We start from the raw sequence: 26,397 nt of genomic DNA, 5'->3' as shown, positions 1-26,397 counted from the left end.
GGCCAGCCTCGGTTAGTGGCTGGCCAGATTATGGAGTTGCACTTGCAGCGTCCTCTCCAGTTCCAGCATGAGTTTTTCCAGGGACTTCACGTACGCCTCGATCATGGCGCGATCATCGCTGCGGGCACAGGCCTGCTCGAGTGCTTCGCATTGCGCTGCCAGCGGGCCGGCCTGAACGATCCGGGCAGCGCCCTTGATCTTGTGGGCTTGCTCAATGATCTGCTCGGGCGAGGCCTGTTGAGCCAGGAGGGCGACCAGTTCCTGGCGGTCCTGACGGCTGCTGCTTAACAGTTCCTCCAGCAGGCGACGGCTCAATAGCGGATCGCCACCGGTCAACGCGTCCAGGCAGCCCAGGTCCAGCAGCAAGCCCGCAGCTTGAGGCTTGATCTGCGCCAGTTGCTGCTCCAGTGCCGTGAGGCTGATAGGTTTGAACAGGCAATCGTTCATGCCCGCTTGCGCACAGCGGTGTTTCTCCTCGGGTTGGGCATTGGCGGTGAAACCGAGAACCACACAAGGCGCCAATTGCTCTCGATGCTCGTATTCACGGATCGAGCGGCTCAACTCGTAGCCATTCATAACGGGCATGTTGCAGTCGGCTATCACCAGGTCGAAGCGCTCCTGGCGCCAGGCCTGGAACCCGGCGGCGCCGTGCTGGGCGGCCGTGAACTGATGCCCCAGGTAACCCAATTGCTGGCACATCAACAGGCGGTTAGCCGGGTGGTCGTCCACTACCAGCACATTGAGGACCGGCGTGGCGGTGGGCGCCTGCGACTTGAGTTCGTCCACCACCTCGACCGGCTGCAGGCGCGTCATCTTCAGGCTGACATGAACCTGCGTGCCGACCATCGGCACGCTGCTCAGGCTCAGTTGCCCACCCATCATCGCGCACAGGCTGCGACAGATCACCAGCCCAAGGCCTGCGCCGCTCCTGGCCAAGTGCCCGGAGTTGTCGGCCTGGGCAAAGGGCTCGAACAGCCGCAATTGGTCGTCTCGGCTGATGCCGATGCCGGTGTCCTCGACCACCAGTTTCATCTGGATTTCTTGCGGCAGCTCGGTGGCTTGCACTTGTACCTTGATTTTCACCTGCCCGCGTTCGGTGAACTTGATGGCGTTGCTGACCAGGTTGGACAGCACCTGCTTGAAGCGCAAGGGGTCGATCAGCACGGCGGTGTCGTCGAGAACGGGGTCGAACTCAAGTAGCAGGCTGAGGGTTTTCTGGCGGGCCAGGCCATCAAAGACGCGCACCACCGATTCGATCACCTCCCGCAGGTTCACGCGCTCTGGGGCCAGGCTCAGACGGCCGGACTCGATGCGCGCAATGTCCAGGATGTCGCCGATCAGCTCCAGCAGGTCCTTGGCCGAGTTGTAGGCCACTTCGATAGCCGGGCGATCGAGGTGGCCCTGGTCGGCGCGCTTGAGGGTCAGCTCCAACATACCGATCACGGCGTTCATCGGCGTGCGGATTTCATGGCTCATGGTGGCGAGAAAGGTACTTTTGGCGCGATTGGCTTCGTCGGCGCGTTCCTTGGCGGCGCGCAGTTCGTCGAACAGCTGACGCCGCTCACTGATGTCGATCCAGCCGCCGATGATGCCTTGCACTTCGCCGACCGAGTCGCGATAGGGCAGGATCCAATGGTAGATCGTCAGTTTTTTACCTTGGATATGCAGGGTGCGATCAAGGATCAACGGGTTGCCTTCGACCACTACCCGTTGGTAGTCGGCGTGGTACTGCGCCGCCTCCGACTCCAGGGCCATGTCCATCTGGACAACACTTTTGCCGATCACCTCTTCGCGCTTGACGTCGAACACCTGCAGGTAACTGTCATTGCAGGTTTGCAGCAGCCCCTTGCGATCACGCACATAGATCGGGTGCGGCGTTTCGTTGACCAGTGCGCGCATGAATTCGAACTGGTCGCCGAGGGCGCGCTCGGCCATCTTCCGTTGCTTGATCTGGCGGCGCATGTAGGCGTTCCAGGTCAGGGAAATCAGCAACAACAGCCCCGTACCGATGATGATTTGTGCGATCAGTTGGTGGTAATTGCGCCAGTAACTGTCGGAGGCAGCGGTGTAACCGCGCCAGCGACTGTTGATCACGCCCATTTCGTCTGGCGCAATGCTCAATAGCGCCTTGTCCAGGATTGAACTCAGTTCGACGGCGCGGCGCGGCGTTGCCAGGGCGAATGTCGCGGGCAGGGTGCCGATGCTGGAACTGATCTGCAGCTTGTCCTGGAACACTTGCGAGGACAGGAAGTAGTTGGCGATCACCAGCGAGTTCACCGCCCCGTCTACATTCCCCTGGGCCAGCAGTTCTGAGGCCTTGAAGGTGTCACTGACTTGCACCAGGTGAATCAATGGAAAATCCTCGCGCAAGGTTTTTTCCAGTGGGTTGCCTTCGGTGATTGCCAGGCGCATGCCTGCCATCTGCTCCAGGTTCGAGGGCGCGTTGGGCTCTTTACGGGTCAGCAGGACGTAGGAGTTTTCCAGGTAGGGGCGGCTGAAACTGAGCTGGGCTTCTCTTTCGGCACTCGGCGCGATGGCCCCAATGATATCGGCTTTGCCGGAGACGACCTGTTCGATCATCGCGTTGACTTCGCGACTGCGCTGGATTTCGAAACGCAAGCCGGTACGCAGTCGGATCAGCTCCAGCAGGTCTGCGGTGATGCCGCGAAAGTTGCCGTCGGCATCGAAGAACGTCAGGGGCGCGAAGGTCTCGTTTACAACGACGTTCACCACCGGATGCTCTTTCAGCCAACGCTCTTCGCGCTGCGTCAACTGCAGCTTTTTGTCGGTCAGCAAGATATCGCTGCCGGCGCTCCAGCGCTTGGCGATGCTGTCCCGCTCGTTGATGGGCACGGCGGCCAGCACCGAGTCGACGATACCGAGGAGAATGTGTTGGTCCTGGCGCAACGCAAAGCTGAAACCATAGGCTTCATGTTTGCCGAAGTTGGCCATGCGGATGTTCTTCAGGTAGCCCTTGTTAATCATGTAATGGGTAGAAATGGTGTCGCCGAGAAACACATCCGCCTGATCGAAAGCCACCGCATTCAAGGCGTTTTGATACGAGGGATAGGCGCGAATTTGTGCTTGCGGGTACATCTTTTCCACTTCGTTGAGCGGCAGGTAGTGGTAGACCAGGCTCAAACGCAGACCGGCCAGGCCGTCGCTCAAGCTGCGTGTTTCGCCCTCGCGGGTCACCAGTACAGGCTGATCCACCGCGTACGGCTGCGACAGGATGAGGTTCGAGTTGGCGGCCTCAAAGCCATTGGAGGAGCCCAGTAAGTCAATTTCGCCCGTTTCCAGGGCATGTATCGACGCCTCTCGCGAGGGGTGGCGCACAACCTTGACCGGCATCGCCAGGGCTTTGGCCAGCAGCCCCGCGTAATCGGCGGTCAGGCCCTCATAGTCACGGCCGCTGGAGGTGAGATCGAAGGGCGGGTAATCAGGTGCCGAGGTGCCCAGCACCAGCTCGCGTTTGTTCTGTAGCCACTGACGCTGAGCCTTGTCCAGTTGAAGATCCAGTTGAACGGCACCCGCACGGCTCAATAAGGTGAAGTGTTCCGGGCCGGCTTGAGTGCTCGCGGGCACAGCAGTGCTGAAGCACACGCCGGCGATTAATATAATTAGATAGTCCTTTATACACCTGGGCATCCGCTTTCTCACACTAGCGCGTTTCGTTTTGCCATCTCGATAAGTTCTACCAAGGATTTGGCTTTAAGTTTTTGCATCAGCCTTTTTTTGTAAGTGCTTACTGTCTTGTTACTTAAGAACATGCCTTTGGCTATTTCTTTGTTGGTGCGACCTTGTGCAAAAAGTTGCAAGACCATCAGTTCTCGGTCATTTACCGTCTTGAATAATTCAAGTTCCAGGTAATCCTTGCCGTCGGTGCCATTGGCATTCAATGCCTGGCTGGGGAAATAGTTGTAGCCGGAGAGCACCGCGCGGATGGCGCTCAGCAGCTCGCTCAGGTCACCTTCCTTGCACACATAGCCATCGGCGCCCGAGCGCATGCACCGCGTGGCGAACAGCGTCGGGCTTTGGGCGGTGAGAATCAGGGTTTTCATGGATGTGCTCATGGCGTTGAATCGGCACAGTACCTCGAGGCCATCAAGTTTAGGAATACTGATATCCAGGATGATCAGGTCCGGCAGGCATTCGCGAACCATTTGTATTGCATCACAGCCGTTGTCCGTTTCACCGACGACTTTATAACCTTCATGTTCCAACAACATCCGAATTGCCAACCGGATAACGGGGTGGTCATCAATGATAAAAACTGTGTTCATAATCACATTCCATGCAAGTGCAAATAAAGCGGGCACATTAGCTCAGAAGATGAGGGAGGAGCATGAGCCTTGGAGGGAGTAGGTATAAAACAAGAGAATTCCTACATAAAAAAAGGTAACTGCCCACCGGCTGGTAAGGCTTTGTGTCGGTAGGTGTAAGCAATTATTGGAATCATGCATTCAGGAGCGGTGCGAGGGGTTTAGCTGAGGTTTTCAGGTGATCTTTCGTAAGTGGGCGCGTTTAAAGTCCTACATTTATAAATGGAGTAGTGGCGCAATTAACGTTGCCAGTTCGTCTTTGTTTAGGGGTTTTAATAAATAGCCAAGCAGTGGCAGGTTGCGTTGCAAGGCTTGGGTGGTCAGGTTAGACAGTTCCGCAAGAGGCAGCCCGCTCAGTAGAATCGCGCCCCTTATAAAGTGTCGCCGACTGGCGATTTCCACCAGTTCCAACCCAGGTAAATCAGGCAGGCATTGGTCGCATAGCATGAGGTCAAAGGGCGCCTCGGACTGTGACATTACGCGGATGGCCTGTTCAGCATTTTCGGCGAGGCTCAGTTGGTTAAAACCGAAACTGTTGAGCAGGCACTGAGTGGCCAGGAGCTGAAAGGGGTGATCCTCCACCAATAGGATTCGAAGAGCGAGTCTGGGCATAAGAGGCACACGTGTCAGTCAAGCGTCGATGGGGTAGGGCGTAGGAATTACTCGCCAGGTCCGCCAGAAGCGTGCGCGATTATTCCTTGAGTGGCTGTGCGAATTCGATCAGGCCGCTCTGTTCCCGTCGTAGGTAAAATCTGTTCGGGCAACAGGCGGCGTGACCAGTCTGTTCACTGTGGGCTGGAACGCCCCGTCATCTCCCGTGCCATCTCGGTGGCGTAGCTGTCGGTCATGCCGGCGATAAAGTCGATCATGCGCAGGAACGAGGCGTGCAACGACCCGTGCGGGTTAGGTGCACTGTTACCCAGCAAGTCGAGGATGCGCCGGTTCTTGAACGACGGCGTGCGCCCGCCATGCTGCTCCAGCGCTGCGCCGCAAAAGGCGTTCAAGAGGATTTCCAGCGTGGTGTAGGCGCCGATTTCATGCAGGGTCTTGCGCTTGTCCTGGAAGATTTTCTTGCGGGCCATGTCCTTGGCATCCAGTACGCAACGCTTGGCGGGGCCATGCATGTGCTCCACCAGATCGCCTGGGAGCGTGCCGGCGAGCAAGGCATCCTGTTGTTCGACAAAGGCCCGCGCGGCGGCATTGGTCAGGTGTTCGATGGCCTTGCCACGCAGGATCGCCAGCTTGCGTCGGCGCGAGTCCTGGGAACCCAGCTGCCGGTACGTCTGAGGCAGGTCGTCGCCCACCAGGTCGAGCAGCAATGACTCGACCTCGGCATATTGCAGCAACTCCATTTCCAGGCCGTCTTCGAGGTCGATCAAGGCGTAGCAGATATCGTCTGCCGCCTCCATCAGGTAAACCAGCGGGTGACGGGCCCAGCGTTGTTCTTCCAGCTGTGGAAGGCCGAGCTTACTGGCGATCTGCTCAAGGATCGGCAGCTCGCTCTGGTAACAGCCGAACTTATGCTTCTTGTAGCCCAGCGAGTCCGCGTGACGGGCGGTCCAGGGGTATTTCAGGTAGGTGCCCAAGGTGGCGTAGGTCAGCCGGGTGCCACCGTCGAACTGGTGGTATTCAAGCTGAGTCAGTACGCGAAAGCCTTGGGCATTGCCTTCGAAATTGAGGAAGTCATTGCGCTCGGCGGTGCTCATGTCATCCAGCCAGCCACGACCCGCCGCCTGTTGGAACCAGTGCCGAATGGCATCTTCACCGGAATGCCCGAACGGTGGGTTACCAATGTCATGGGCCAGGCAGGCCGATTGCACCACCATGCCCAGGTCGCTCGGGTCGCACCAGTCGGGCAGGGCGCTGCGCAGCGTTTCGCCCACGCGCATGCCGAGGGAGCGGCCCACACAGCTGACTTCCAGGGAGTGGGTCAGGCGGGTGTGGATATGGTCGTTGCTGGACACCGGGTGCACTTGGGTCTTGCGGCCCAGGCGGCGGAACGCGCCAGAGAAAATAATGCGGTCGTGGTCCTTGTGGAACGGGCTGCGGCCCAGTTCTTCCGGGCTATGCAGGGGCTTTCCAAGACGTTCGCGGTTAAGCAGGGTGGGCCAATCCAAGGCGGGTGCTCTCCGTGTGGTGAATGACACCGCCCAGCTTCCCGGTTCCGCCTTGGCGGAGCAAGCGAAAATCTACAGGCCGACCGCATCAATATCGATTAACAGCAAACGCTGACCGTTATTGAAGAATTGTCCGGCGGTCAGGCAATACTGGTTGGTGGTGGCATCTCGGTAGGTCGAGGACAGCGTCAGGCGTCGTTCCTCCCAGCCTTCGGCGAGCAAATGATAGAAGTAGGGCCGCCACGACCAGTTATGCCCCAGGTAACGGCTGTCGGCCTGCCAGGCGTCCTGGCGCCATTCGAAGTTGGGCGTGAGTTGAGTGCCATGGCGGTCGCACTGGTAAAAACGCAGCAACCAGGGGAAGTCCGGCAATTGCGGTAATTGATCAAGCGGCGCCTGGCCCTGTGCCCAAGCCTGCAGGATCTTCATCAGCTCGGCCAGTTTCAGGCGCAACTGCATGATACGGCCGCGCTCGGCGAGTTTTTGCTTTACGTAAACCGTGCGCAGTTGGGCAAAGCGCGCCACGAAGGCATCGGCGGAAAACCAGTCTAACTGCGCCTGGGCAAACAGATAGCCCTGTACGTAGCGCGCGCCGCATTCCAGGGCGAAGCTCAACTGTGCCTCGGTTTCCACGCCCTCGGCGATGATCCAACAGCCGGTCTTTTCGGCCATTTGCGCCAGTGCCCGTACCACCTCGCTGCTCGGCCCGCCCTTGGCCGCTTCCTGGAACAGGCGCATGTCCAACTTGAGAATATCTGGCTGCAACGCCAGCACCCGGTCGAGCTGCGAATAGCCGGCGCCGAAGTCATCAATGGCGATGCGTGCTCCGGCCTCGCGATAACGCGCCACCACGTCGGCCAGGCGCTGGATGTCGCCGCCCAGTTCGGTGATCTCGAACACTATGCGCTGCGGGTCAACGCCGTGCGCATGCACCTGCTTCAAGCTGGGCAAGGCTTGGCCGGGACGCAGGCGGTTGATCCAGCGTGGGGAGATGTTCAGGCTGAGGAACCAGTCTTCGGGCGCCTCGTGCAGGCGGCTCAAGGCATTGTCGCGGATCTGCCGGTCGAGGCGGCGCAAAGCCACACCAGGCGTGCGTCGGTCGGCGAACAGTGGGCCGACCGACTGCAAGCTGTCATCCGCCTGGCGCAGGCGGCCGAGGGCCTCGACGCCGGCGATGCGCCCAGTGGCAGTGTCGATAAATGGCTGGAAACAGGCGAGCGGTTGCCCGTCGATCACGGGGCCTCCTTAAAAACGTCGGCGAAAAAAAGGCCCGGCCCTCAGTGACGAGGGCCGGGCCGATTCTGTTTGCAAGAATGCAGCCAGCAGCGCTTAACGCTTGCGCCCTGCCATGGCCAATTTGATCAGCGGGATCAAACCGGCCCCCAACCGCACCAGGCGCGTCAGGCTGCTGATACTGCCGCCCTTGGCACCTTTGCCGGTGAAAAAGCCCATCAGCGTCACCGCTGCCACGCCCCACAGCGGCGCGTGCTTGATGCCCAGGCTGTCCTGCCAGTTGTGGCGCAGGTCGCGCACTTTATTCAGGGGCACCATGAGTTGCTGGGACTCGTGGCGAATCTCCTGGCGGTGCATTTCCATGCGCAGGCGGATCAACGCCTTGCGCATTTCCCGGCGGGAAGTGTTTTGCGGGATTTCAGTCAAGCTCATGGCAGCAGGCGCTCCCGATCATTGGCCAGCTCTTCGAGGGTGGCGTGGAAGGGCGTTGATTCATCGAATATCGCCGCTTTCAAGCGCACACCGCAGAAGGCCGCGGCCAGGGTGTAGAACACGCACAGGCTGATAATCCCGGTGAGACGGTAGGTGTCCCACACCAGAATCATCACCAGTGCCGATAACCCCACCAGCAATAGCAAGGCGAACACCAGTGCCAGGCCCGCAAACAACAACAAGCTGACCGTGCGGGATTTCTGCTCCTGCAACTCTATGCCAAACAATTCGACGTGGCTGTGCAGCAAGCCCAGAACGGCCGCGCCCAGGCGTCGGGAAGTGGAGCTTGAGCTCGTGGACGAGCCGGATTCGCCGATAGACATGGTATTAGCGCCTTGTAGCCAGCAGACCGATCAAAAAGCCCACGCCGGCGGCAATGCCCACCGACTGCCAAGGGTTGGCTTGCACGTAATCTTCGGTGGCGGTGACGGCCGCCTGGCCGCGTTCGCGCAGGGAGTCTTCGGTCAGTTGCAGGGTTTCGCGGGCCTTGAGCAGGCTTTCGTGAATCTTGGTGCGCAGCTCATCAGCCTGGTCACCGGCCAGCACGGCGGTGTCGTCCAGCAACCTTTCAGTGTCACTGACCAGGGTTTGAAAATCCGCCATCAGTATTTCTTGCGCAGTCTTTGCAGTTCTTCTGGCCATGGGTATCTCCGTGATTGGCTGATCTGTACATATTTTAGTTACGTCAGTTTTCGAGTCACCAGTATCGGTGAAGGTTCACTGCAATTGTCTGGTACAGCTTTTGCTTTGCCTTGGTGCGCAGGCCCCGGGGCCTGCGCTGAATCCGGGCGGTTGAGGCGAATGCCTACAAAAACCTTACCCTAAATAACTGAAACTCGCGGAAAAACCCTGTCGGCAACGGCCTGTTGTGTTGATCGCTGCGCTAAAGCGGTTCACGCCCTCTGAAGAGGGGCGGGGCCGGTGGTGCCAATTTAGTGCGCGAAATACTGGCTTGAACCGCTTTGGTGCTTTTTGCCTTATTGCAGGCCTGCCAACCTCCATGGAAAATTTGCAAAGTGCAGTGGACACCCTCGTCCACAGCTCCAACACCCTGTTCATCCTGATCGGTGCGGTCATGGTCCTGGCTATGCACGCCGGCTTCGCGTTCCTGGAAGTCGGCACCGTGCGCCAGAAAAACCAGGTGAATGCCTTGTCGAAGATCCTCAGCGACTTCGCCATCTCCACCCTGGCCTATTTCTTTATAGGCTATTGGATCTCCTACGGCGTGAGCTTCATGCAACCGGCCGCGGTGCTCAGTGCCGATCATGGCTATGGCCTGGTGAAGTTCTTCTTCCTGCTGACGTTCGCCGCGGCCATTCCGGCGATCATTTCCGGGGGCATAGCCGAACGGGCAAAGTTCGCCCCGCAGCTGTGCGCCACCGCGCTGATCGTGGCGTTTATCTACCCGTTTTTTGAAGGCATAGTCTGGAACGGCAACTTCGGCCTGCAAGCCTGGCTGCTGGCGACCTTGGGTGCCAGTTTCCATGACTTTGCCGGCTCCGTGGTGGTGCACGCCATGGGCGGCTGGCTGGCGCTGGCGGCCGTGTTGCTGCTGGGGCCGCGTAACGGGCGATACCGTGAAGGGCGGCTGGTGGCCTTCGCGCCGTCGAGTATTCCGTTTTTGGCGCTGGGCTCGTGGATCCTGATTGTCGGCTGGTTCGGCTTTAACGTAATGAGTGCGCAAACCCTCAACGGCGTCAGCGGGCTGGTGGCGGTTAACTCGCTGATGGCGATGGTCGGCGGCACGGTCGCCGCCTTGGTGATCGGTCGTAATGACCCGGGCTTTTTGCATAACGGCCCGCTCGCCGGGCTGGTGGCGATTTGCGCCGGCTCCGACCTGATGCACCCGGTGGGCGCGCTGGTCACCGGTGCGGTCGCCGGCGGTTTGTTTGTGTGGTGCTTCATCGCGGCCCAGGATCGCTGGAAGATCGACGACGTGCTAGGTGTGTGGCCGTTGCACGGCCTATGCGGCGTGTGGGGCGGCATCGCATGCGGCATCTTTGGCCAAACCGCCCTCGGCGGCCTGGGTGGCGTAAGCCTGATCAGCCAGTTGATCGGCACCGCCCTTGGCGTGGTGGTGGCGCTGCTCGGCGGCCTGCTGGTGTATGGCGTGATTAAGCGTGTGCACGGGCTGCGCCTGAGCCAGGAGCAGGAGTACTACGGCGCGGACCTATCGATCCACAAGATTGGCTCGGTCAGTCAGGATTAATCGGTGCTTCTCTCTCCGGGTAGAAACCGTGCAGCAGGCGATAGCGGCTATGCCGCACCTCATTCACCCGCGCTTGCACCTGTTGGTCCGGCAGGCCCAGCAGGATCAAGGCGTGAGAGGCGAGCATCAAGCTCGACTCCAACAGCTCAGGCACCACTTCACTGGCGCCTGCCGCTTTCAGCTCAGCCAGTTGGCTGTCATCGCGAGTGCGCACGAGGATGGGGACTTGTGGGTTGAACCTTCTCGCCTCTTTCAGCACCGTCAGGGCGACATCGCTGTTATCCACGGCGATGACCACCAACCGCGCACGTTCCAGGCCGACCGCGCAGAGCAGGGCACCACGGCGGCAGTCGCCGTAATGCACGCTGCTGTCTTCGGTGGCGGCTTCATTCACACGCTCGGGGTCGTCATCCAGGGCGATAAACGCCTGTTGCTCCTGGCGTAGAAATCGACCGATGGACTGCCCGACCCGACCGTACCCGCAAATCACGGCGTGGCCGCGTAACTCGGCATTGAGTGCGGTGATTTCTTCCAGCTGCACCTGCTGATTGGGCTTGCGGTGCAGGCGCAGGGCAAGCGTGGGGGCCGCGCGCAGTAACAGCGGGGTCAGCAACATCGAGCAGAAAGTGGCGGCAAGCAGCAACCCATTGAATTCGTCCGGGATCAGCTGGCTCTGTTGCATCTGTGCCATCAACGCAAAACAGAACTCGCCCCCTTGCGCCAGGGCCAGGCCGCTGCGCCACGCGGTTTCACTGTCGCTGCCGCGCAGCTTGACCAGGGCCGCCACGACGCAGCCCTTGATTAGCATCAGTGCGAGGGTCAGGCCGAGGATCAACAGGCTGTGGCTGATGAATAACTGCAGGTCGATAAGCATGCCGATGCTGACGAAAAACAGCCCCAGCAGAATGTCGCGAAACGGCCGGATATCCGCTTCGATCTGATGCCGGTAGTGGCTTTCCCCCAACAGCATGCCGGCCAGAAAAGCGCCGAGCGCAGGGGAGAGGCCCAGCAAATGCGTGAGCCAGGCGGTAAGCAACACGATCACCAGCGCCAACAGCACAAACAACTCTGCCGAGTGCGAAGCGGCGACTTCATGGAACAGACGTGGCAGTAACCAGCGGCTGGCCAATAGCAGGCCGACGAACAACAACACGGTTTTGCCCAGGGTCAGCGGCAGCGCCCAATACCAGGCTTGCTCGCTGCTACCGGCAAACACCGGCACCAACGTCAGCAGCAACACCGCCACCACGTCCTGGAACAGCAACACGCCAATCGCGTTCTGGCCATGGCTGCTGAAGATTTCCCCGAGGCTGGTCAACTCCTTGCTGACGATAGCCGTGGAGGACAGCGCCAAGCCCGCGCCGAGCAACAGCGCGACGCCAGGTGCCAGGCCGAAGCCCATCAGCACGCCGCCCAACAACACCCCGCAACCGAGTACCTGCAAACTGCCCAGGCCAAACACCACGCTGCGCAGCGCGAGCATCTTGGTCAGGGAAAATTCCAACCCGAGGGAAAACAGCAGGAACACCACCCCCAGTTCGGCGAGGTCGGGCAGGTCTTCGCTGTCATTCACCCAGTCCAGTGCGGTGGGCCCCACAGCCAGGCCCACGCACAGGTAGCCCAGCACGGGCGGCAGTTGCAGCCGGCGAAACAGCGCAATCACCACCAGGGATGAGGCCAGAATGATCAGCAGGTTGGCGAACACGAGCAGCTTCCTTGCAGGTTGAATGGACAAAAAGGCGCGAGAATCGCTGAATCAGTTATAGGCCATGCTGATCTGTGTCAGGGGTTGTGTGGGTTAAGTGGGCTTGTGGTGGCAAGCGGGCTTGCCCCGCGTTGGGGCGCGAAGCGGCCTGAAAACCTGTGAGCAAGTTTTAACCGGGAAGCCGCATCAGCCGCACTGGGGCCGCTTCGCAGCCCAACGCGGGGCAAGCCCGCTCGCCACAGGTATTCGCTGGGCATAGAATAAAGTCCCACTTTCTGATCAGGCCCATTCGCCATGCTTCCTGAATGCCAGTTATTCGGCACCCTGGGTTGCCATCTTTGTGAGATCGCCGAAGTCGAAATCATGCCACTCGTCGAACATGGGTTGCTGGTAGAACTGGTGGATATCACCGACCCCGATGATCTGACCGAAGCCTACGGCCTGCGGATTCCGGTGCTTCGCCGGGTGGATACCGGGGCAGAACTGGACTGGCCATTCGACACTGGACAGATTGTTGCCTTCCTTTCTTAAGTTTTCTCCGATGGTGGGTTTCCAAATATTACGTTACTGTATGCTTGTACAGTGATGGAATAGAGGGAACGCCCGTGGTGAATGTTGAACAACTGAAAAGCAGCGTCAATCGCATGTCCGCCGACGTCGTGCGCGACGCGGTGAACGAGCTGCGCCTAGATGGCCTGGTCACGGAAGGCAAGACGCCGTTTAATAAAGTGCATTTCAATACCTGCTTTGCCGAGATCGAGGCGTTGTTCCAGCGCGCCGGTTACCACAAGCAGTTGGATGTGGTGGGTTATCAGGGCTTGCTGTACGCGCTTTACGATCCCGGCCGCTGGGAAGCGGTGGACGTGCTGCGCTGGCTCAAGGAATTCACCGACGCCGCCAGCGCCTCGCCGGTCCTGCGCGCGCAATTGGCCAAGGCCTGAGATCCGCCCTAGGCTCCATCGTGCTCCATGCGGGATAATGCCTGCCTGATTTTCCAGGCCTCGAGCATTTTCATGTCCACATCCGGTTTTTCCGCTTCGCAACACCAAGCCAGCACGCTGTATTTGCCGCCTGGCCCCTGGGCGACGGTGCTGGACTGCCTGTGCGAGCACTTCCCGGCGATCAGCCGTGAACACTGGCTGGACCGCATCGCCCGTGGTCGGGTACTCGACATCAACGGTACGCCGATCAGCCTAGGCCTGGCCTACAAGGAAGGCCTGTGCATCTACTACTTCCGCGAAGTGCCGAATGAAAAGGTGATCCCGGTTCAGGAAACCATCCTGTACGCCGACGAGCACCTGGTGGTCGCCGACAAACCGCACTTTCTGCCGGTGACGCCAGCCGGTGAGTACGTCGAGCAGACCCTGCTGCGCCGTTTGATCCGTCGCCTGGATAACCCCTCTTTGGTGCCCTTGCACCGTATCGACCGGCACACCGCAGGGCTGGTGCTGTTCAGCGCCAACCCGCAAAGCCGTTCGGCGTATCAACAGCTGTTCCCTACGCGTCGCATCGACAAATTCTACGAAGCCATCGCCCCAGCCTTGCCGAACCTGACCTTCCCCAGGGTGCACAAAAGCCGTCTGGTGGATGGCGAGCCGTTCTTCCGCATGCAGGAAGGGCCCGGCGCCAGCAACACTGAAACTGCCGTGGAAGTACGCGAGAAAAACGGCGACCTATGGCGCTACGGCCTATTCCCCGTGACCGGCAAGAAGCACCAACTGCGGGTGCACATGACCGCGCTTGGGGCGAGTATCTGCAATGACCCGTTCTACCCTGACGTGATCAAGGACGCCGAGGACGACTACGCCAACCCACTCAAACTGCTGGCCCAAGGCGTACGCTTTATCGACCCGGTGACCGGCGAACAGCGTGATTTTCGCAGCCAGATCACCCTCGACTGGTAACCCCCAGAAACGACAAGGCCCGCACATGGCGGGCCTTGTTGGCAAACGCTAAGACTTACAGGTCTTTAACGGTGCGAACCTGATCTTTGTTGATGCGGGTCTGCTTACCGTCAAGTTGTTTGAACTCATAGAAGCCCGAAGCCTTGTCGTATGTAGGGGTGTCGACGGCCTGGATTTCGCGACCGTCATTCAGGGTGATCACTGTAGGCGAGGCGCAACCGGCAAGCGTGGCGAGGCCCAGTGCAAGCATGAGAGCGGCGATGGTCCGTTGAGTCATGTGTGTGTCTCCGAGAGAATTCTTTTAAATTGCTGACCTTGTGACGCGCGCGGCGCCGACAAAGTTCCTTGTTCGAGGTTCATTCTGACACGCCGATGCCTGGGTGCAACAGCTTCGGTGTATTCAAGTTGGCCAGGCGCGGGTCTTCAGCCGGGCACTCCAGGCCCACGCCACCCAGGTGCAAAAAAAGCTTGCGGGGGCTACGTTCGCCGGCGTCCCAGGCCCGTTTTACCTCGGTTTGCAGGTATGTCGGGATGATGCAGATCAAGGGTTCCCAGAACTCACCATGGCGCACCATCACCGGTAGCTGCGGGTTGCGGCGTGCAATCTCACGCAGGTCGGTGAGCAGTCCCACGTCGATGTTTGGCACATCACACGGCAGTATCAGCAAATGCGCATGACGCGCGGCGGCTAATCCGGTGCGGATGCCTGCCAGCGGGCCGGGGAAGTCCGGGCTGTCGTCACTCACCAACTGGTCGGCATAGGGCGCATAGTGGTCATGGTTGCGGTTGCACGAGATGATCAAGTCATCCGTGAGCGGCCGTGTCAGGCGCTGCAAGTGCGCGATCAGGGGCTGGCCATGCCAGGGCAGCAGGCCTTTGTCCTGGCCGCCCATGCGTTGGCCGCGGCCACCGGCCAGCAGCAAAATCGAACAGGGCAGGGGCGAAGCATCGAGAGACATGGCGGTTCCGCTGGGGCAGGTAAATAGGGCCTGTGTGATATAACATCGGGCTGTTCCTTCGACAACCGGACCGAGCCATGAACGCCAAGGCTGATGCGCCCTTCGTACCCCTGAATATTGCTGTACTGACCGTCAGCGACACCCGTACCCTGGACACCGACACCTCGGGCCAGGTCTTCGTCGACCGGCTGACCGCCGCCGGCCACAGCCTGGTCGAGCGCGTGCTGCTCAAGGACGATCTCTACAAGATTCGCGCCCAAGTCGCCCACTGGATCGCCGAAGACGTGGTGCAAGTGGTGCTGATCACCGGCGGCACCGGCTTCACCGGCCGCGACAGCACGCCCGAAGCGGTAAGTTGCCTGCTGGACAAACAGGTCGACGGTTTTGGCGAGTTGTTCCGCCAGATCTCCGTGGCCGATATCGGCACCTCCACTGTGCAATCGCGCGCGCTGGCCGGCCTGGCTAATGGCACGCTGGTGTGCTGCCTGCCGGGCTCCACCAACGCGGTGCGCACCGGCTGGGACGGCATCCTTGCCGAGCAACTGGATAACCGCCACCGCCCGTGCAACTTCGTCCCTCACCTGAAGCAGGCTGAACCCTGCCAATCCCGTGGGTAAGCCCGGCAAGACCGGCGCGCTGATGCCGGTGGAAGACGCGTTGCGTCAACTGCTGGACATGGCCGAAGCCGCGCCGATCCGTGAGCCGCACGTACTGCCCTTGGCCGACTGCGACGGCCGCGTGCTGGCGCAGGATTTAGTCTCCACCCTCGACCTGCCGCCTTGGCCCAACAGCGCCATGGACGGTTACGCCCTGCGCCTTGCGGACTGGGTCGGCGAGCCCTTGCCCGTCAGCCAGCGCATCTTCGCAGGCCAGGCGCCGCAGCCCTTGGCCGCCGGCACCTGCGCGCGCATCTTTACCGGGGCGCCAGTGCCCGAAGGCGCCGATTGCGTGGAGATGCAGGAAAACGCCGTGGTCCACGCCGACGAGCGCGTGAGCTTCACCGAGCCGCTACAGGTGGACCAGAACATCCGCCCGCAAGGCCAGGAAACTACTGTAGGCGAGTTGGTGTTGACCGCGGGCACGCGCTTGGGCCCGATCGAACTGGGCCTGGCTGCGTCCCTGGGCCACGACCGCCTGAACGTGGTGCGCCGGGTGCGCGTGGCCGTGCTTTCTACCGGTGACGAGTTGATCGAGCCCGGCCTGCCGCTGGGCCCGGGCCAGATCTACAACAGCAACCGCCGCGTGCTGTGCAGTTGGTTGGCGCGAATGGGCTGTGAAGTGATTGATGCCGGGATTCTGCCGGATGACCTGGAAAAAACCCGCAAACGCCTGGCGGACCTGGGCAATGTCGACCTGATTCTGTCGACTGGCGGTGTGTCAGTGGGCGAGGCGGACTTCCTCGGTATCGCCCTGCGCGAAGAGGGCGAACTGGCCCTGTGGAAGCTGGCGATCAAACCCGGCAAACCATTGACCTTCGGCCACTTTCGCGGTGTGCCGGTGATCGGCCTGCCTGGCAACCCAGCCTCGACCCTGGTGACCTTTGCGCTGCTGGCGCGGCCTTATCTGCTGCGCCGCCAAGGTGTGCAAGACGTCGAGCCGCTGCGGTTCGAAGTACCGGCAGGGTTCGTATGGCCCAAACCCGGCAACCGTCGCGAATACCTGCGCGGGCGGATCGAGCAGGGCAAGGCGATCATCTACCGCAACCAGAGCTCCGGCGTACTGCGCAGCGCGGCGTGGGCCGAAGGGTTTGTGGAGGTGCTGGAAGGGACGACGTTGGCTATCGGCGACCGCGTCAATTTCATTCCCCTGAGCGAAGTCCTGAACTGACAATAGAGATCTAAATGTGGGAGGGCTTGTAGTGGCGAGCCCGCTCGCCACTACAAGCCCGCTCGCCACAAGGGGTATGGGGTCCGAGTCTTTAGTAATCATCCCCACGCTCGGTCACATCCCGCTCCACTGGCCCCGCATCCGGGTCATACCCCACCGGGAACTTGCCCTTCAGCGTCCACGCAAACGCAATGATCTCCGCCACCGTGCGGTACAACTCCTCCGGGATACTGTCTCCCAGTTCCATGCGCGCCAGCAGCTTGACCAGCTCGGCATTCTCATAGATAGGCACTTCATTTTCCCGCGCCAGCTTCAGGATGGCTTCGGCCAGGGCATCGTCACCCTTGGCCGTCAGGGTCGGCGCTTGCTGGCCGTCGTACTTGAGGGCAATCGCCTGGCGCGGCGGGGTAGGGTTTTTCATGCGGTTTCATCCACCCAGCGCTGTTCCAGGCCGGTTCTTGGCCCGCGTGGCGGGGTGCCGAGGTGGCAATCCAGATCGCCAACATTGATGCCCGAGGTCACCAGGCGCTCACGCAAACTGGTTAAGTGGCTCTCGATCAAGCTGGCCGTAAACGGCCGAGAGGCCCATAGCTGGCTGGACAATTTGCCCTGCGTCAGCTGCGCTTGAACCTGCAATGGCCCCAGCGGCTCCATGTCGAAGGCCAGCTCGACGCGCCAGAGCATCTGTTTGGGGTCTTTTTTGTCTTTGCGCTCGGGCTGGTCTTTGTCCGGCGCCGGTTCTTCGCGCTGGAACTTGACTTGCAACGGTACGATGTCCTGCAGGGTGCGCATGGGGATTTCCAACTGCCAGGTGGTTTGCAGGCGGCCGTCGGCGGTGGTGCCGGTCTGTTCCAGGCTCGACAGTTGGTGGCTCTGCAGGCGCGAAATCGCCCCGGCGGCCAGGCGCAGCAGGTTTTCCAGGTCACCTTCGCCTTCCAGTTTCGCCATCAGCCGTTCGGGCAATGGGAAGCCGGCGGGTATTTGTTTGGCGCTGACCTGGCCGAGCGTGTTCAGCGGGCTGCGCACGAAGTTGGGCAACACCTGGGCCAGCGTATTGGCGGCCAGTATCGCACTCAGATTGGTGCTGGCGGGCAGGGCCGGCAGCAGGTCGGCGACCAGGCGCAACAGTGCGCCCTTCATGTCCAATGGCGGAATTTGCGGGTTTTGCCCGGCGAGTAATTTGGCTTCTAAAAAGGCACCGCTGTTCTGGATCACTTGCGCCAGCACCTTGGGGTTGCTGACTTGGGCCAGGTCGGGCAAGGCCGCGAGTAAGCGGTCGGCAGCCGCGCGCAGGTCGGCCGAGGTGCTGTCGCCACGTGGCAGGTTTTGCAGCGCGGTGAACACTGCATCCAGCGAGCCCTGGCGGCTTTGCTGGGTCGAGAGCTGTTGCGCGACGGCCAATTGATCCTTGAGCCCGCTCAACGGCACGAAGTTCAAGGTCTGCGCGTTTTGCACTACGGCGCTGAGCAAGCTGCCGACCCGCAGCGGTTGCGGGCTTTCGAGCGTTAGCGTGGTGCCGGCCAGGGCGTTATTGAGCACGGTGACCAGCGAGCGGTAGATGGCCGGTTGCGTGGTGCCTTGCGGCAGCATCTGCGTGGTCAGCACCTTGGCTTGCAACAGCGTGCCCTCCGGCATTTGCGTGGTGTCGATGCGGGTCAGGGCCGCCACATTGGCGCTCAAAGCTTGCTGCAAGGTGATGGTCAGGTTGCCGGTTGGTGTCTGGCTAACCGCCACGTTACTGCCCAACGGCAAAGGCTGGGCACTGCTGGCCTGCACCAAGGTTTGGCGGCCGCCTTCGAGGGTCAACTTGAGCAACAGCTGAAAGGCTTCGCCGCCTTGTTTAAGCGCAATCACCTCGGCGTTGACGGTTTTCCCAGGGTTGATCAGGCCGGTCTGCGGCTCCAGCAGCTTGAGCAACTCACCGGTCGGCGGCAGCGGGGCAGGGCTGGTCACCGGGGCAGGAGGCAGCGTAGGAAGGTTGATCTCACCGGTCATCGTGCGCGTCGTCTCTGGGGAAATTGCCCTCTTTAGAGTAGGGCATCACATGTATAATGCCGCCCGTCTGCAAAGAGAGCGGTAAAAACCTCACAACTATTTGATCCAGCTCTCTAAAATCGGTCGCCAAAGCCGTTATTGTGCATCTCTCTATAACGGCCGCTGCACCGCCGACTTGAACCGTAAAGGCCCGCGATCTCTTGACCAGCCCTCTTCTTGAAGCCGTAGCGCTTGCCTGTGAACGCGACCTGCGACTGCTGTTCGAGCACCTCGAACTGCGTCTGACGGGCGGCGACATGGTGCAAATCAGCGGCCCGAACGGCAGCGGCAAGACCAGTTTGCTGCGCCTGCTGGCCGGTTTGATGCAGCCGACGGCCGGTGAGGTGCGACTGAACGGCAAGCCACTCAACGAACAACGCACGGAGTTGGCCCGCAACCTTGTCTGGATCGGCCACGCTGCCGGCATCAAGGACGTGCTCACGCCGGAAGAAAACCTCAGCTGGCTCAGCGCCCTGCATCACCCGGCTTCTCGCGACGCCATCTGGCAAGCGCTGGCGGCTGTCGGCCTCAAGGGTTTTGAAGACGTGCCCTGCCACACCCTGTCCGCCGGCCAGCAACGCCGCGTGGCCTTGGCGCGTTTGTACCTGCCCGGCCCGCCATTGTGGATTCTCGACGAACCCTTCACCGCCCTCGACAAACAAGGCGTCGCCCAGCTTGAAGAGCACCTGGCCCGGCACTGCGAGCAGGGCGGCTTGGTGGTGCTCACGACTCACCACACCCTGACGCGCATGCCAGCCGGTTACCGCGACCTGGACTTGGGCCGGTGGTCGGTATGAGTGTGTTCGCCCTGTTGGTCGCCCGTGAAGCGCGGTTGTTGTGCCGTCGCCCGGCTGAATTGGCCAACCCACTGGTATTTTTCGCCATCGTCATCGCGCTGTTCCCGTTGGCGGTCGGCCCCGAGACTAAACTGTTGCAAACCTTGTCCCCAGGGTTAGTGTGGGTAGCAGCGCTTTTATCCGTCCTGCTCTCGCTGGACGGGCTGTTCCGCAGTGATTTTGAAGACGGTTCTCTTGAGCAGTGGGTCCTTTCGTCGCACCCTCTGCCACTTCTGGTACTGGCTAAGGTACTGGCACACTGGGCTTTTTCCGGCTTGGCGCTAGTCTTGCTCTCACCGCTGCTTGCGATGATGCTGGGCTTGCCCGTCGAATGCCTGCCGGTATTGCTGCTTTCCTTGTTGCTCGGCACGCCGGTGCTCAGCCTGTTGGGGGCGGTGGGCGCAGCGTTGACCGTCGGTTTGAAGCGGGGCGGTCTGTTGTTGGCCCTGCTGATTCTGCCTTTGTACATCCCGGTGTTGATCCTGGGCAGCGGTGCCTTGCAGGCCGCGCTCATGGGCATGCCGGCGACCGGTTACCTCTTGTGGCTTGGCAGCCTGACCGCCCTGGCGGTAACCCTGACACCCTTTGCTATAGCGGCTGGCCTGAAGATCAGCGTCGGCGAATAATGAGGTCTGGTTAAGCGACATAATCAGCTCTTCAACATAAGAAAGGCCCTGAGCTTCTTGCCTGACGAGAAGCCACCGTGATGGAAACAGCAATGAACTGGACCTGGTTTCACAAGCTCGGCTCGCCCAAATGGTTTTACGGCATCAGCGCCAAGCTGCTGCCGTGGTTGAGCATCGCAGCCCTGTTGCTGATCGGCACCGGCCTGGTCTGGGGCCTGGCCTTCGCGCCGCCGGACTACCAGCAAGGCAATAGCTTTCGCATCATCTATATCCACGTGCCCGCCGCGATGCTGGCGCAGTCCTGCTACGTGATGCTGGCGGTGTGCGGCATCGTCGGCCTGGTGTGGAAGATGAAGCTGGCCGACGTGGCCCTGCAATGCGCCGCGCCCATCGGCGCGTGGATGACCGCCGTGGCGCTGGTCACCGGCGCGATTTGGGGCAAACCGACCTGGGGCTCTTGGTGGGTGTGGGATGCGCGCCTCACGTCCATGCTGATCCTGCTGTTTCTGTACTTCGGCCTGATCGCCCTGGGCAATGCCATCAGTAACCGCGACAGCGCCGCCAAAGCCTGCGCGGTACTGGCCATCGTCGGCGTGATCAACATCCCGATCATCAAATACTCGGTGGAGTGGTGGAACACCCTGCACCAGGGCGCCACCTTCACCCTCACCGAAAAGCCGGCCATGCCCGTGGAAATGTGGGCGCCGCTGCTGCTGATGGTGCTGGGGTTCTACTGCTTCTTCGGCGCCGTGCTGCTGATGCGCATGCGCTTGGAAGTGCTCAAGCGTGAAGCCCGCACCAGTTGGGTCAAGGCCGAAGTGCAAAACAGCCTGGGAGCGCGTGGATGAGCTTCAACTCTTTCAGTGATTTTCTCGCCATGGGCCACCACGGCCTGTATGTCTGGACGGCCTACGGCATCTGCATTGCCGTACTGGCCCTCAACGTCGCCGCGCCGATCCTGGCCCGCAAGCGTTACCTGCAACAAGAGGCGCGTCGTTTGCGCCGGGAGACCGATAAGTGAATCCGCTGCGTAGAAAGCGTCTGTTGATCATCCTTGCCATCATGGCCGGCGTCGGCATAGCCGTGACCCTGGCCTTGAGCGCCTTGCAGCAGAACATCAACCTGTTTTACACCCCGACCCAGATCGCCAATGGCGAAGCGCCTGTCGACACACGTATCCGCGCCGGCGGCATGGTAGAGAAGGGCTCTTTGAAGCGTTCCGGCGATTCCCTCGACGTGACTTTCGTGGTCACCGACTTCAACAAGGCCGTGACCATCACCTATCGCGGCATCCTCCCGGACCTGTTCCGCGAAGGCCAGGGCATCGTCGCCTTGGGCAAGCTCAACGCCGATGGCGTGGTGGTGGCCGATGAAGTACTGGCCAAGCACGATGAGAAATACATGCCGCCCGAGGTCACCAAAGCTTTGAAAGACAGCGGCCAATCCGCCCCGAGCGCAACTTCACAGCCTGCGAAGGAGGGCTAAGCCATGACGTCCGCACTGTTTATTCCGGAGTTGGGCCAGTTGGCGATGATCCTCGCCCTGTGCTTTGCCGTCGTCCAGGCCATCGTGCCGTTGCTCGGCGCCTGGCGCGGCGACCGCCTGTGGATGAGCCTGGCGCAGCCAGCCGCCTGGGGCCAGTTTGCCTTTCTGCTGTTCGCGTTTGGTTGCCTGACCTACGCCTTCATGACCGACGACTTTTCCGTCGCCTATGTCGCCAACAACTCCAACAGCGCGCTGCCTTGGTACTACAAGTTCAGCGCCGTGTGGGGCGCCCACGAAGGTTCGTTGCTGCTGTGGGCCTTGATCCTCGGCGGTTGGACCTTCGCGGTGTCGGTGTTCTCGCGCCAACTGCCGCAAGTCATGCTGGCGCGGGTGCTGGCGGTGATGGGCATGATCAGCATCGGCTTCCTGTTGTTCCTGATCATGACCTCCAACCCGTTCAGCCGCATGCTGCCGCAGATCCCGGTGGACGGGCATGACCTCAACCCGCTGCTGCAAGACATCGGCTTGATCGTGCACCCGCCGATGCTCTACATGGGTTACGTCGGTTTCTCGGTAGCCTTCGCCTTCGCCATCGCCGCCTTGCTCGGCGGGCGCCTCGATGCGGCCTGGGCGCGCTGGTCGCGGCCGTGGACCATTGTGGCCTGGGCGTTCCTCGGTATCGGCATCACCTTGGGCTCGTGGTGGGCCTATTACGAACTCGGCTGGGGCGGCTGGTGGTTCTGGGACCCCGTGGAAAACGCCTCGTTCATGCCATGGCTGGTAGGCACCGCGCTGATTCACTCGCTGGCGGTTACCGAAAAACGCGGCGTGTTCAAAAGCTGGACGGTGCTGCTGGCGATTGCCGCATTTTCCCTCAGCCTGCTCGGCACGTTCCTGGTGCGGTCGGGTGTGTTGACCTCGGTGCACGCGTTTGCTTCCGACCCTGCGCGCGGCGTATTCATCCTGATCTTCCTGCTGTTTGTAGTCGGCGGCTCACTCACCTTGTTCGCCCTGCGTGCGCCGGTGGTCAAGAGCCAGGTCGGCTTTAACCTGTGGTCGCGGGAAACCTTGCTGCTGGGCAACAACCTGGTGCTGGTGGTGGCCGCGTCGATGATCCTGCTTGGCACCTTGTACCCGCTGGCGCTGGATGCGTTGAGCGGCGCCAAGCTGTCCGTGGGCCCACCGTACTTCAACGCTTTGTTTATCCCGTTGATGGGCCTGTTGATGGTGGTGATGGCGGTCGGCATGCTGGTGCGCTGGAAAGACACCCCGGTGAAATGGCTGGTGGGCATGTTGATGCCGGTGCTACTCGGCAGTGTGGCCTTGGCGGTGATCGCAGGCTTTGCCTACGGTGACTTCAATTGGGCAGTGCTTGCCACCTTCCTGCTCGCCGCTTGGGTATTGCTGGCCGGCGTGCGCGATATCGCCGACAAGACCCGCCACAAAGGCCTGATCAAAGGCCTGCCAACCCTGACCCGCAGCTACTGGGGCATGCAGATCGCCCACATCGGCATCGCCGTGTGCGCCTTGGGCGTGGTGCTCTCCAGTCAGAACAGCGCCGAACGCGACCTGCGCCTGGCGCCGGGCGAGTCCATGGACCTGGCCGGTTACCACTTCATTTTCGAAGGCGCCAAGCACTTCGAAGGGCCGAACTTCACGTCGGACAAAGGCACTGTGCGTGTCGTGCGCAAAGGTAAGGAAGTGGCCGTGCTGCACCCGGAAAAACGCCTGTACACCGTACAAAACTCAATGATGACCGAGGCCGGCATCGACGCCGGTTTCACCCGCGACCTCTATGTGGCGCTGGGCGAACCGCTGGGCGACGGTGCCTGGGCCGTGCGCGTGCATGTGAAACCGTTCGTGCGCTGGATCTGGTTCGGCGGTTTGCTCACCGGGTTTGGGGGCTTGCTGGCCGCGCTGGACCGGCGTTATCGGGTCAAGGTCAAGAGCCGGGTGCGTGAAGCCCTCGGTCTGCAAGGAGCGGCGGCATGAAGCGTTGGTTGATGGTGTTACCGCTGGCGGCCTTTCTGGTGATGGCGGTGTTCCTGTATCGCGGCTTGTACCTGGACCCGGCCGAGCTGCCTTCGGCGATGATCGGCAAGCCGTTCCCGGCGTTCAGCCTGAAGACGGTGCAGGGCGACAAGACCCTGACGCAGGCCGACCTGCTGGGCAAACCGGCGCTGGTCAACGTGTGGGCGACCTGGTGCATCTCGTGCCGGGTCGAGCACCCGGTGCTGAACAAGCTGGCCGAGAAGGGTGTGGTGATCTACGGCATCAACTACAAGGACGACAATGCGGCGGCCTTGAAGTGGCTGGCGGAGTTTCACAACCCGTACCTGCTGGATATTCGCGATGAAGACGGCAACCTCGGTTTGAACCTTGGCGTGTACGGCGCCCCGGAAACCTTCTTTATCGATGCCAAAGGCGTGATCCGTGACAAGTACGTCGGCGTGATCGACGAAGTGGTGTGGCGCGAGCAACTCGCCGCCAAGTACCAGGCGCTGGTCGATGAGGCCAAGCCATGAAGCGCCTGTTAGCCGCTGCTGTTCTCGCACTCGGATTGGCCGGCGTGGCCCACGCCGCCATCGACACCTACGAATTCGCCAAGGACGGTGACCGTGAGCGTTTTCGCGAACTGACCAAGGAACTGCGCTGCCCCAAGTGCCAGAACCAGGACATCGCCGACTCCAACGCGCCCATCGCCGCCGACCTGCGCAAAGAGATCTTTCGCATGCTGGGGGAGGGCAAGGACAACCAGCAGATCATCGACTTCATGGTCGACCGCTACGGCGATTTTGTGCGCTACAAACCGGCCCTCACCGGCAAGACCGCGCTGCTCTGGTTCGGCCCCGCCGGGCTGTTGCTGGCCGGCGTGGTGGTCATGGCTGTGATCGTACGCCGTCGCCGCGCCGCACCTACTGATGGTTCCGACGCGCTCTCTCCTGAAGAGCGCAAACGCCTCGACCAATTGCTGGACACCAAGACTGATGATTGATTTTTGGCTCGCCGCAGGGTTGCTGCTCCTGATTGCCCTGAGTTTCCTGTTGATCCCTGTATTGCGCGGCCGCCGTGCCCAGCGAGAAGAGGATCGCACCGCGCTGAACGTGGCGCTCTACCAAGAACGCGTGGCCGAGTTGCAAGTGCAGCAGGACGAAGGCGTGCTCAATGCCGTGCAACTCGACACCGGCCGCGCCGAGGCTGCCCGCGAATTGCTGGCCGACACCGAAGGTGTGGAAAAGCCCCGCGAATCGCGCCTGGGCAAACCGCTGCCTTTTTTGGCGGCTTTTCTAGTGCCGGTCCTGGGCATTGCGCTGTACCTGCATTACGGGGCGAGCGACAAGGTCGCACTGACCCGCGAATTCGCCCAGCCGCCGGTGTCCATGCAAGACATGACCCAGCGCCTGGAACGTGCCGCCGCTGCTCAGCCGGATTCGCCGGAAGGCTTGTACTTCCTCGGTCGCGCCTACATGGCTCAGGACCGTTCGGCCGATGCGGCGAAAGTCTTCGAACGCACCGTGGCCCTGGCCGGTCGCCAGCCGGAACTGCTCGGCCAGTGGGCGCAGGCGCAGTACTTTGCCGACAACAAGCAGTGGTCGCCCAAGGTGCAGGCGCTGACCGATGAAGCCTTGAAGCTGGACCCGAAGGAAGTCACCAGCCTTGGCCTGCTGGGTATCGCCGCCTTTGAAGGCCAGCGCTATCAGGAAGCCATCGACTACTGGAACCGCCTGCTGGCGCAGTTGCCACCGCAAGACAATTCCCGTGTCGCGCTGCAAGGCGGGATTGATCGCGCGGCCGAGAAGCTCAAGGACAGCGGCGGCACCGTGGCGCAAAGAACCGTGATGAAAGTGCGTGTCGACTTGTCCGCCGAGGTCAAGGCCAAAGCCCTGCCAACCGACAGCGTGTTTATCTTCGCCCGTGCGGTCAGCGGCCCGCCAGCGCCGTTGGCGGCCAAGCGCGTCACCGTCGCCGAACTGCCAGTCACCGTCGAGCTGGGCGATGCGGACGCGATGATGCCGCAGTTGAAACTGTCGAACTTCGCCGAAGTCCAACTGGTTGCGCGCATATCCCGGGCAGGTGTTCCAACCGCTGGCGAGTGGATCGGCCGCAGCCAACCCTTGGCCAGCAGCACCACTGCCACGCAGCAGCTGACCATCGATCGTCCGGATAAGTAATTCGAGGAAACGCCTATGACCGCTCTTGCACGCATCACCTTGCTCAGCCTGGTACTCGGCTTGAGCGCTTGTGCGGTCCATCGGCCACCTGGGGCGCCCACCGGCCCGACCATCCCACCGTCGGGCCCCTCGACCCAGCCGAGCACCCAACCTTCCGGCCCGGTAACCCCGCCGCCGAAACCGGTGCCGAGCAAATCGCCAACCTTCGCCCCGCCACCGGGCGCCGCCAGCCACTGGGACGGCAAGATGCAGGTGTATGTGCTGGAAGAACAGCCCGACACCTTCTACCGCCAGCGCACCTACTACCGCTGGAGCAACGGCTGGAGCCGCTCCATCAGCCCGAATGGGCCATGGGAAGAGACGGATGTGCACGGCGTGCCGCCGGGGTTGAGCAAGCAGTACGCGCAATGACAAAAGGCGACCTTCGGGTCGCCTTTTTCATATCCTTGAAATACACCCCTTCAAACACTGAAGAT

Annotated in this window: 29 protein-coding genes; 16 read left to right on the top strand and 13 right to left on the bottom strand. The window is 61.2% G+C overall.

The annotated features are described in order from the left end of the window. Window positions 1-12 precede the first annotated feature (12 nt). From ACI77I_RS14350 to ACI77I_RS14315, 8 genes are all read right to left on the bottom strand, one after another. Window positions 13-3,648: a transporter substrate-binding domain-containing protein gene (locus tag ACI77I_RS14350; RefSeq protein ID WP_242155146.1), complete on the bottom strand. Its 3,636-nt coding sequence runs from the start codon at window positions 3,646-3,648 to the stop codon at window positions 13-15. 8 nt (window positions 3,649-3,656) lie between these two features. Continuing rightward, entirely contained in the window at window positions 3,657-4,283 is a 627-nt protein-coding gene (locus ACI77I_RS14345) for a response regulator transcription factor (protein ID WP_094951870.1), read from the bottom strand. A 255-nt stretch (window positions 4,284-4,538) separates the two neighbouring features. After that, a complete protein-coding gene (locus tag ACI77I_RS14340) occupies window positions 4,539-4,934 on the bottom strand; it encodes a response regulator (protein WP_094951871.1) in 396 nt (131 codons plus the stop codon). Window positions 4,935-5,107: 173 nt separating this feature from the next. Further along, complete coding sequence (locus ACI77I_RS14335; RefSeq protein WP_094951872.1) at window positions 5,108-6,439, bottom strand: deoxyguanosinetriphosphate triphosphohydrolase; 1,332 nt, start codon at window positions 6,437-6,439, stop codon at window positions 5,108-5,110. Between the two features lie 72 nt (window positions 6,440-6,511). After that, a complete protein-coding gene (locus ACI77I_RS14330; RefSeq protein WP_094951873.1) occupies window positions 6,512-7,675 on the bottom strand; it encodes an EAL domain-containing protein in 1,164 nt (387 codons plus the stop codon). A gap of 93 nt (window positions 7,676-7,768) precedes the next feature. Continuing rightward, window positions 7,769-8,104, bottom strand: coding sequence for a hypothetical protein (locus ACI77I_RS14325; RefSeq protein ID WP_242155148.1), 336 nt, complete (start codon window positions 8,102-8,104; stop codon window positions 7,769-7,771). Further along, window positions 8,101-8,487, bottom strand: coding sequence for a phage holin family protein (locus tag ACI77I_RS14320; protein ID WP_083359418.1), 387 nt, complete (start codon window positions 8,485-8,487; stop codon window positions 8,101-8,103). Before ACI77I_RS14320 ends, ACI77I_RS14325 begins: the two co-directional genes overlap by 4 nt. Before the next feature lie 4 nt (window positions 8,488-8,491). Next, window positions 8,492-8,806, bottom strand: a complete 315-nt coding sequence (locus ACI77I_RS14315; RefSeq protein WP_094951875.1) for a YqjD family protein — start codon at window positions 8,804-8,806, stop codon at window positions 8,492-8,494. 358 nt (window positions 8,807-9,164) lie between these two features. Between ACI77I_RS14315 and ACI77I_RS14310 the strand changes: the two genes are divergently transcribed. Then, window positions 9,165-10,373, top strand: coding sequence for an ammonium transporter (locus ACI77I_RS14310; RefSeq protein WP_406997810.1), 1,209 nt, complete (start codon window positions 9,165-9,167; stop codon window positions 10,371-10,373). Here ACI77I_RS14310 and ACI77I_RS14305 read toward each other — a convergent pair. Then, on the bottom strand, window positions 10,360-12,078 hold the full coding sequence (locus ACI77I_RS14305; protein ID WP_406997809.1) for a cation:proton antiporter: 1,719 nt from the start codon (window positions 12,076-12,078) through the stop codon (window positions 10,360-10,362). The genes ACI77I_RS14310 and ACI77I_RS14305 overlap by 14 nt on opposite strands. Before the next feature lie 294 nt (window positions 12,079-12,372). Between ACI77I_RS14305 and ACI77I_RS14300 the strand changes: the two genes are divergently transcribed. From ACI77I_RS14300 to ACI77I_RS14290, 3 genes are all read left to right on the top strand, one after another. After that, entirely contained in the window at window positions 12,373-12,609 is a 237-nt protein-coding gene (locus tag ACI77I_RS14300) for a glutaredoxin family protein (protein ID WP_094951879.1), read from the top strand. Window positions 12,610-12,683: 74 nt separating this feature from the next. Continuing rightward, window positions 12,684-13,019 carry a transcriptional regulator gene (locus ACI77I_RS14295; RefSeq protein WP_083359413.1) on the top strand — a complete coding sequence of 112 codons (336 nt, stop codon included), beginning with the start codon at window positions 12,684-12,686 and terminating at the stop codon, window positions 13,017-13,019. A gap of 72 nt (window positions 13,020-13,091) precedes the next feature. Further along, entirely contained in the window at window positions 13,092-13,982 is an 891-nt protein-coding gene (locus ACI77I_RS14290) for a pseudouridine synthase (RefSeq protein ID WP_094951893.1), read from the top strand. 55 nt (window positions 13,983-14,037) lie between these two features. On the opposite strand, the gene ACI77I_RS14285 is transcribed toward ACI77I_RS14290, so the two are convergent. Beyond that, complete coding sequence (locus ACI77I_RS14285; RefSeq protein WP_094951880.1) at window positions 14,038-14,259, bottom strand: YgdI/YgdR family lipoprotein; 222 nt, start codon at window positions 14,257-14,259, stop codon at window positions 14,038-14,040. A gap of 79 nt (window positions 14,260-14,338) precedes the next feature. Beyond that, window positions 14,339-14,941, bottom strand: coding sequence for a molybdenum cofactor guanylyltransferase MobA (gene mobA, locus ACI77I_RS14280; protein WP_094951881.1), 603 nt, complete (start codon window positions 14,939-14,941; stop codon window positions 14,339-14,341). Window positions 14,942-15,018: 77 nt separating this feature from the next. Here mobA and moaB point away from each other — a divergent pair, with 77 nt between their 5' ends. Both moaB and glp read left to right on the top strand, forming a co-directional pair. Then, window positions 15,019-15,558, top strand: coding sequence for a molybdenum cofactor biosynthesis protein B (moaB, locus tag ACI77I_RS14275; RefSeq protein WP_406997808.1), 540 nt, complete (start codon window positions 15,019-15,021; stop codon window positions 15,556-15,558). 22 nt (window positions 15,559-15,580) lie between these two features. Next, window positions 15,581-16,768 carry a gephyrin-like molybdotransferase Glp gene (gene glp / locus ACI77I_RS14270; protein WP_242156029.1) on the top strand — a complete coding sequence of 396 codons (1,188 nt, stop codon included), beginning with the start codon at window positions 15,581-15,583 and terminating at the stop codon, window positions 16,766-16,768. A gap of 91 nt (window positions 16,769-16,859) precedes the next feature. On the opposite strand, the gene ACI77I_RS14265 is transcribed toward glp, so the two are convergent. Further along, complete coding sequence (locus tag ACI77I_RS14265; protein ID WP_025857891.1) at window positions 16,860-17,189, bottom strand: EscU/YscU/HrcU family type III secretion system export apparatus switch protein; 330 nt, start codon at window positions 17,187-17,189, stop codon at window positions 16,860-16,862. After that, a complete protein-coding gene (locus ACI77I_RS14260; protein WP_094951883.1) occupies window positions 17,186-18,763 on the bottom strand; it encodes a flagellar hook-length control protein FliK in 1,578 nt (525 codons plus the stop codon). Before ACI77I_RS14260 ends, ACI77I_RS14265 begins: the two co-directional genes overlap by 4 nt. 200 nt (window positions 18,764-18,963) lie before the next feature. Between ACI77I_RS14260 and ccmA the strand changes: the two genes are divergently transcribed. The 10 genes from ccmA to ACI77I_RS14210 all read left to right on the top strand — a co-directional run bounded on the left by ccmA (window position 18,964) and on the right by ACI77I_RS14210 (window position 26,332). Continuing rightward, window positions 18,964-19,599, top strand: a complete 636-nt coding sequence (gene ccmA / locus ACI77I_RS14255; RefSeq protein WP_094951884.1) for a cytochrome c biogenesis heme-transporting ATPase CcmA — start codon at window positions 18,964-18,966, stop codon at window positions 19,597-19,599. After that, the gene (ccmB, locus tag ACI77I_RS14250) at window positions 19,596-20,264 is read left to right on the top strand and encodes a heme exporter protein CcmB (protein WP_003189951.1); all 669 of its coding nucleotides are present in this window, start codon (window positions 19,596-19,598) and stop codon (window positions 20,262-20,264) included. Before ccmA ends, ccmB begins: the two co-directional genes overlap by 4 nt. 92 nt (window positions 20,265-20,356) lie before the next feature. Then, window positions 20,357-21,112, top strand: a complete 756-nt coding sequence (locus ACI77I_RS14245) for a heme ABC transporter permease (protein WP_094951885.1) — start codon at window positions 20,357-20,359, stop codon at window positions 21,110-21,112. Continuing rightward, entirely contained in the window at window positions 21,109-21,285 is a 177-nt protein-coding gene (ccmD, locus tag ACI77I_RS14240) for a heme exporter protein CcmD (RefSeq protein WP_094951886.1), read from the top strand. Before ACI77I_RS14245 ends, ccmD begins: the two co-directional genes overlap by 4 nt. Then, the gene (gene ccmE / locus ACI77I_RS14235; protein WP_094951887.1) at window positions 21,282-21,749 is read left to right on the top strand and encodes a cytochrome c maturation protein CcmE; all 468 of its coding nucleotides are present in this window, start codon (window positions 21,282-21,284) and stop codon (window positions 21,747-21,749) included. Before ccmD ends, ccmE begins: the two co-directional genes overlap by 4 nt. Before the next feature lie 3 nt (window positions 21,750-21,752). Continuing rightward, window positions 21,753-23,741 (top strand): heme lyase CcmF/NrfE family subunit, encoded by a 1,989-nt coding sequence (locus tag ACI77I_RS14230; RefSeq protein WP_094951888.1) that lies wholly within the window; start codon window positions 21,753-21,755, stop codon window positions 23,739-23,741. After that, window positions 23,738-24,274, top strand: a complete 537-nt coding sequence (locus ACI77I_RS14225; RefSeq protein ID WP_094951889.1) for a DsbE family thiol:disulfide interchange protein — start codon at window positions 23,738-23,740, stop codon at window positions 24,272-24,274. Before ACI77I_RS14230 ends, ACI77I_RS14225 begins: the two co-directional genes overlap by 4 nt. Beyond that, window positions 24,271-24,744 carry a cytochrome c-type biogenesis protein gene (locus ACI77I_RS14220; RefSeq protein WP_065901641.1) on the top strand — a complete coding sequence of 158 codons (474 nt, stop codon included), beginning with the start codon at window positions 24,271-24,273 and terminating at the stop codon, window positions 24,742-24,744. The genes ACI77I_RS14225 and ACI77I_RS14220 overlap by 4 nt, the downstream gene beginning before the upstream one ends. Further along, entirely contained in the window at window positions 24,737-25,921 is a 1,185-nt protein-coding gene (ccmI, locus tag ACI77I_RS14215) for a c-type cytochrome biogenesis protein CcmI (RefSeq protein ID WP_406997807.1), read from the top strand. Before ACI77I_RS14220 ends, ccmI begins: the two co-directional genes overlap by 8 nt. Window positions 25,922-25,936: 15 nt before the next feature. Further along, window positions 25,937-26,332 (top strand): hypothetical protein, encoded by a 396-nt coding sequence (locus ACI77I_RS14210; protein WP_094951891.1) that lies wholly within the window; start codon window positions 25,937-25,939, stop codon window positions 26,330-26,332. Window positions 26,333-26,397: the final 65 nt, after the last annotated feature.

The organism is Pseudomonas sp. D47 (assembly GCF_045447305.1).
GTDB lineage: Bacteria > Pseudomonadota > Gammaproteobacteria > Pseudomonadales > Pseudomonadaceae > Aquipseudomonas.
This window is presented reverse-complemented; position numbering and strand designations above follow the sequence as displayed.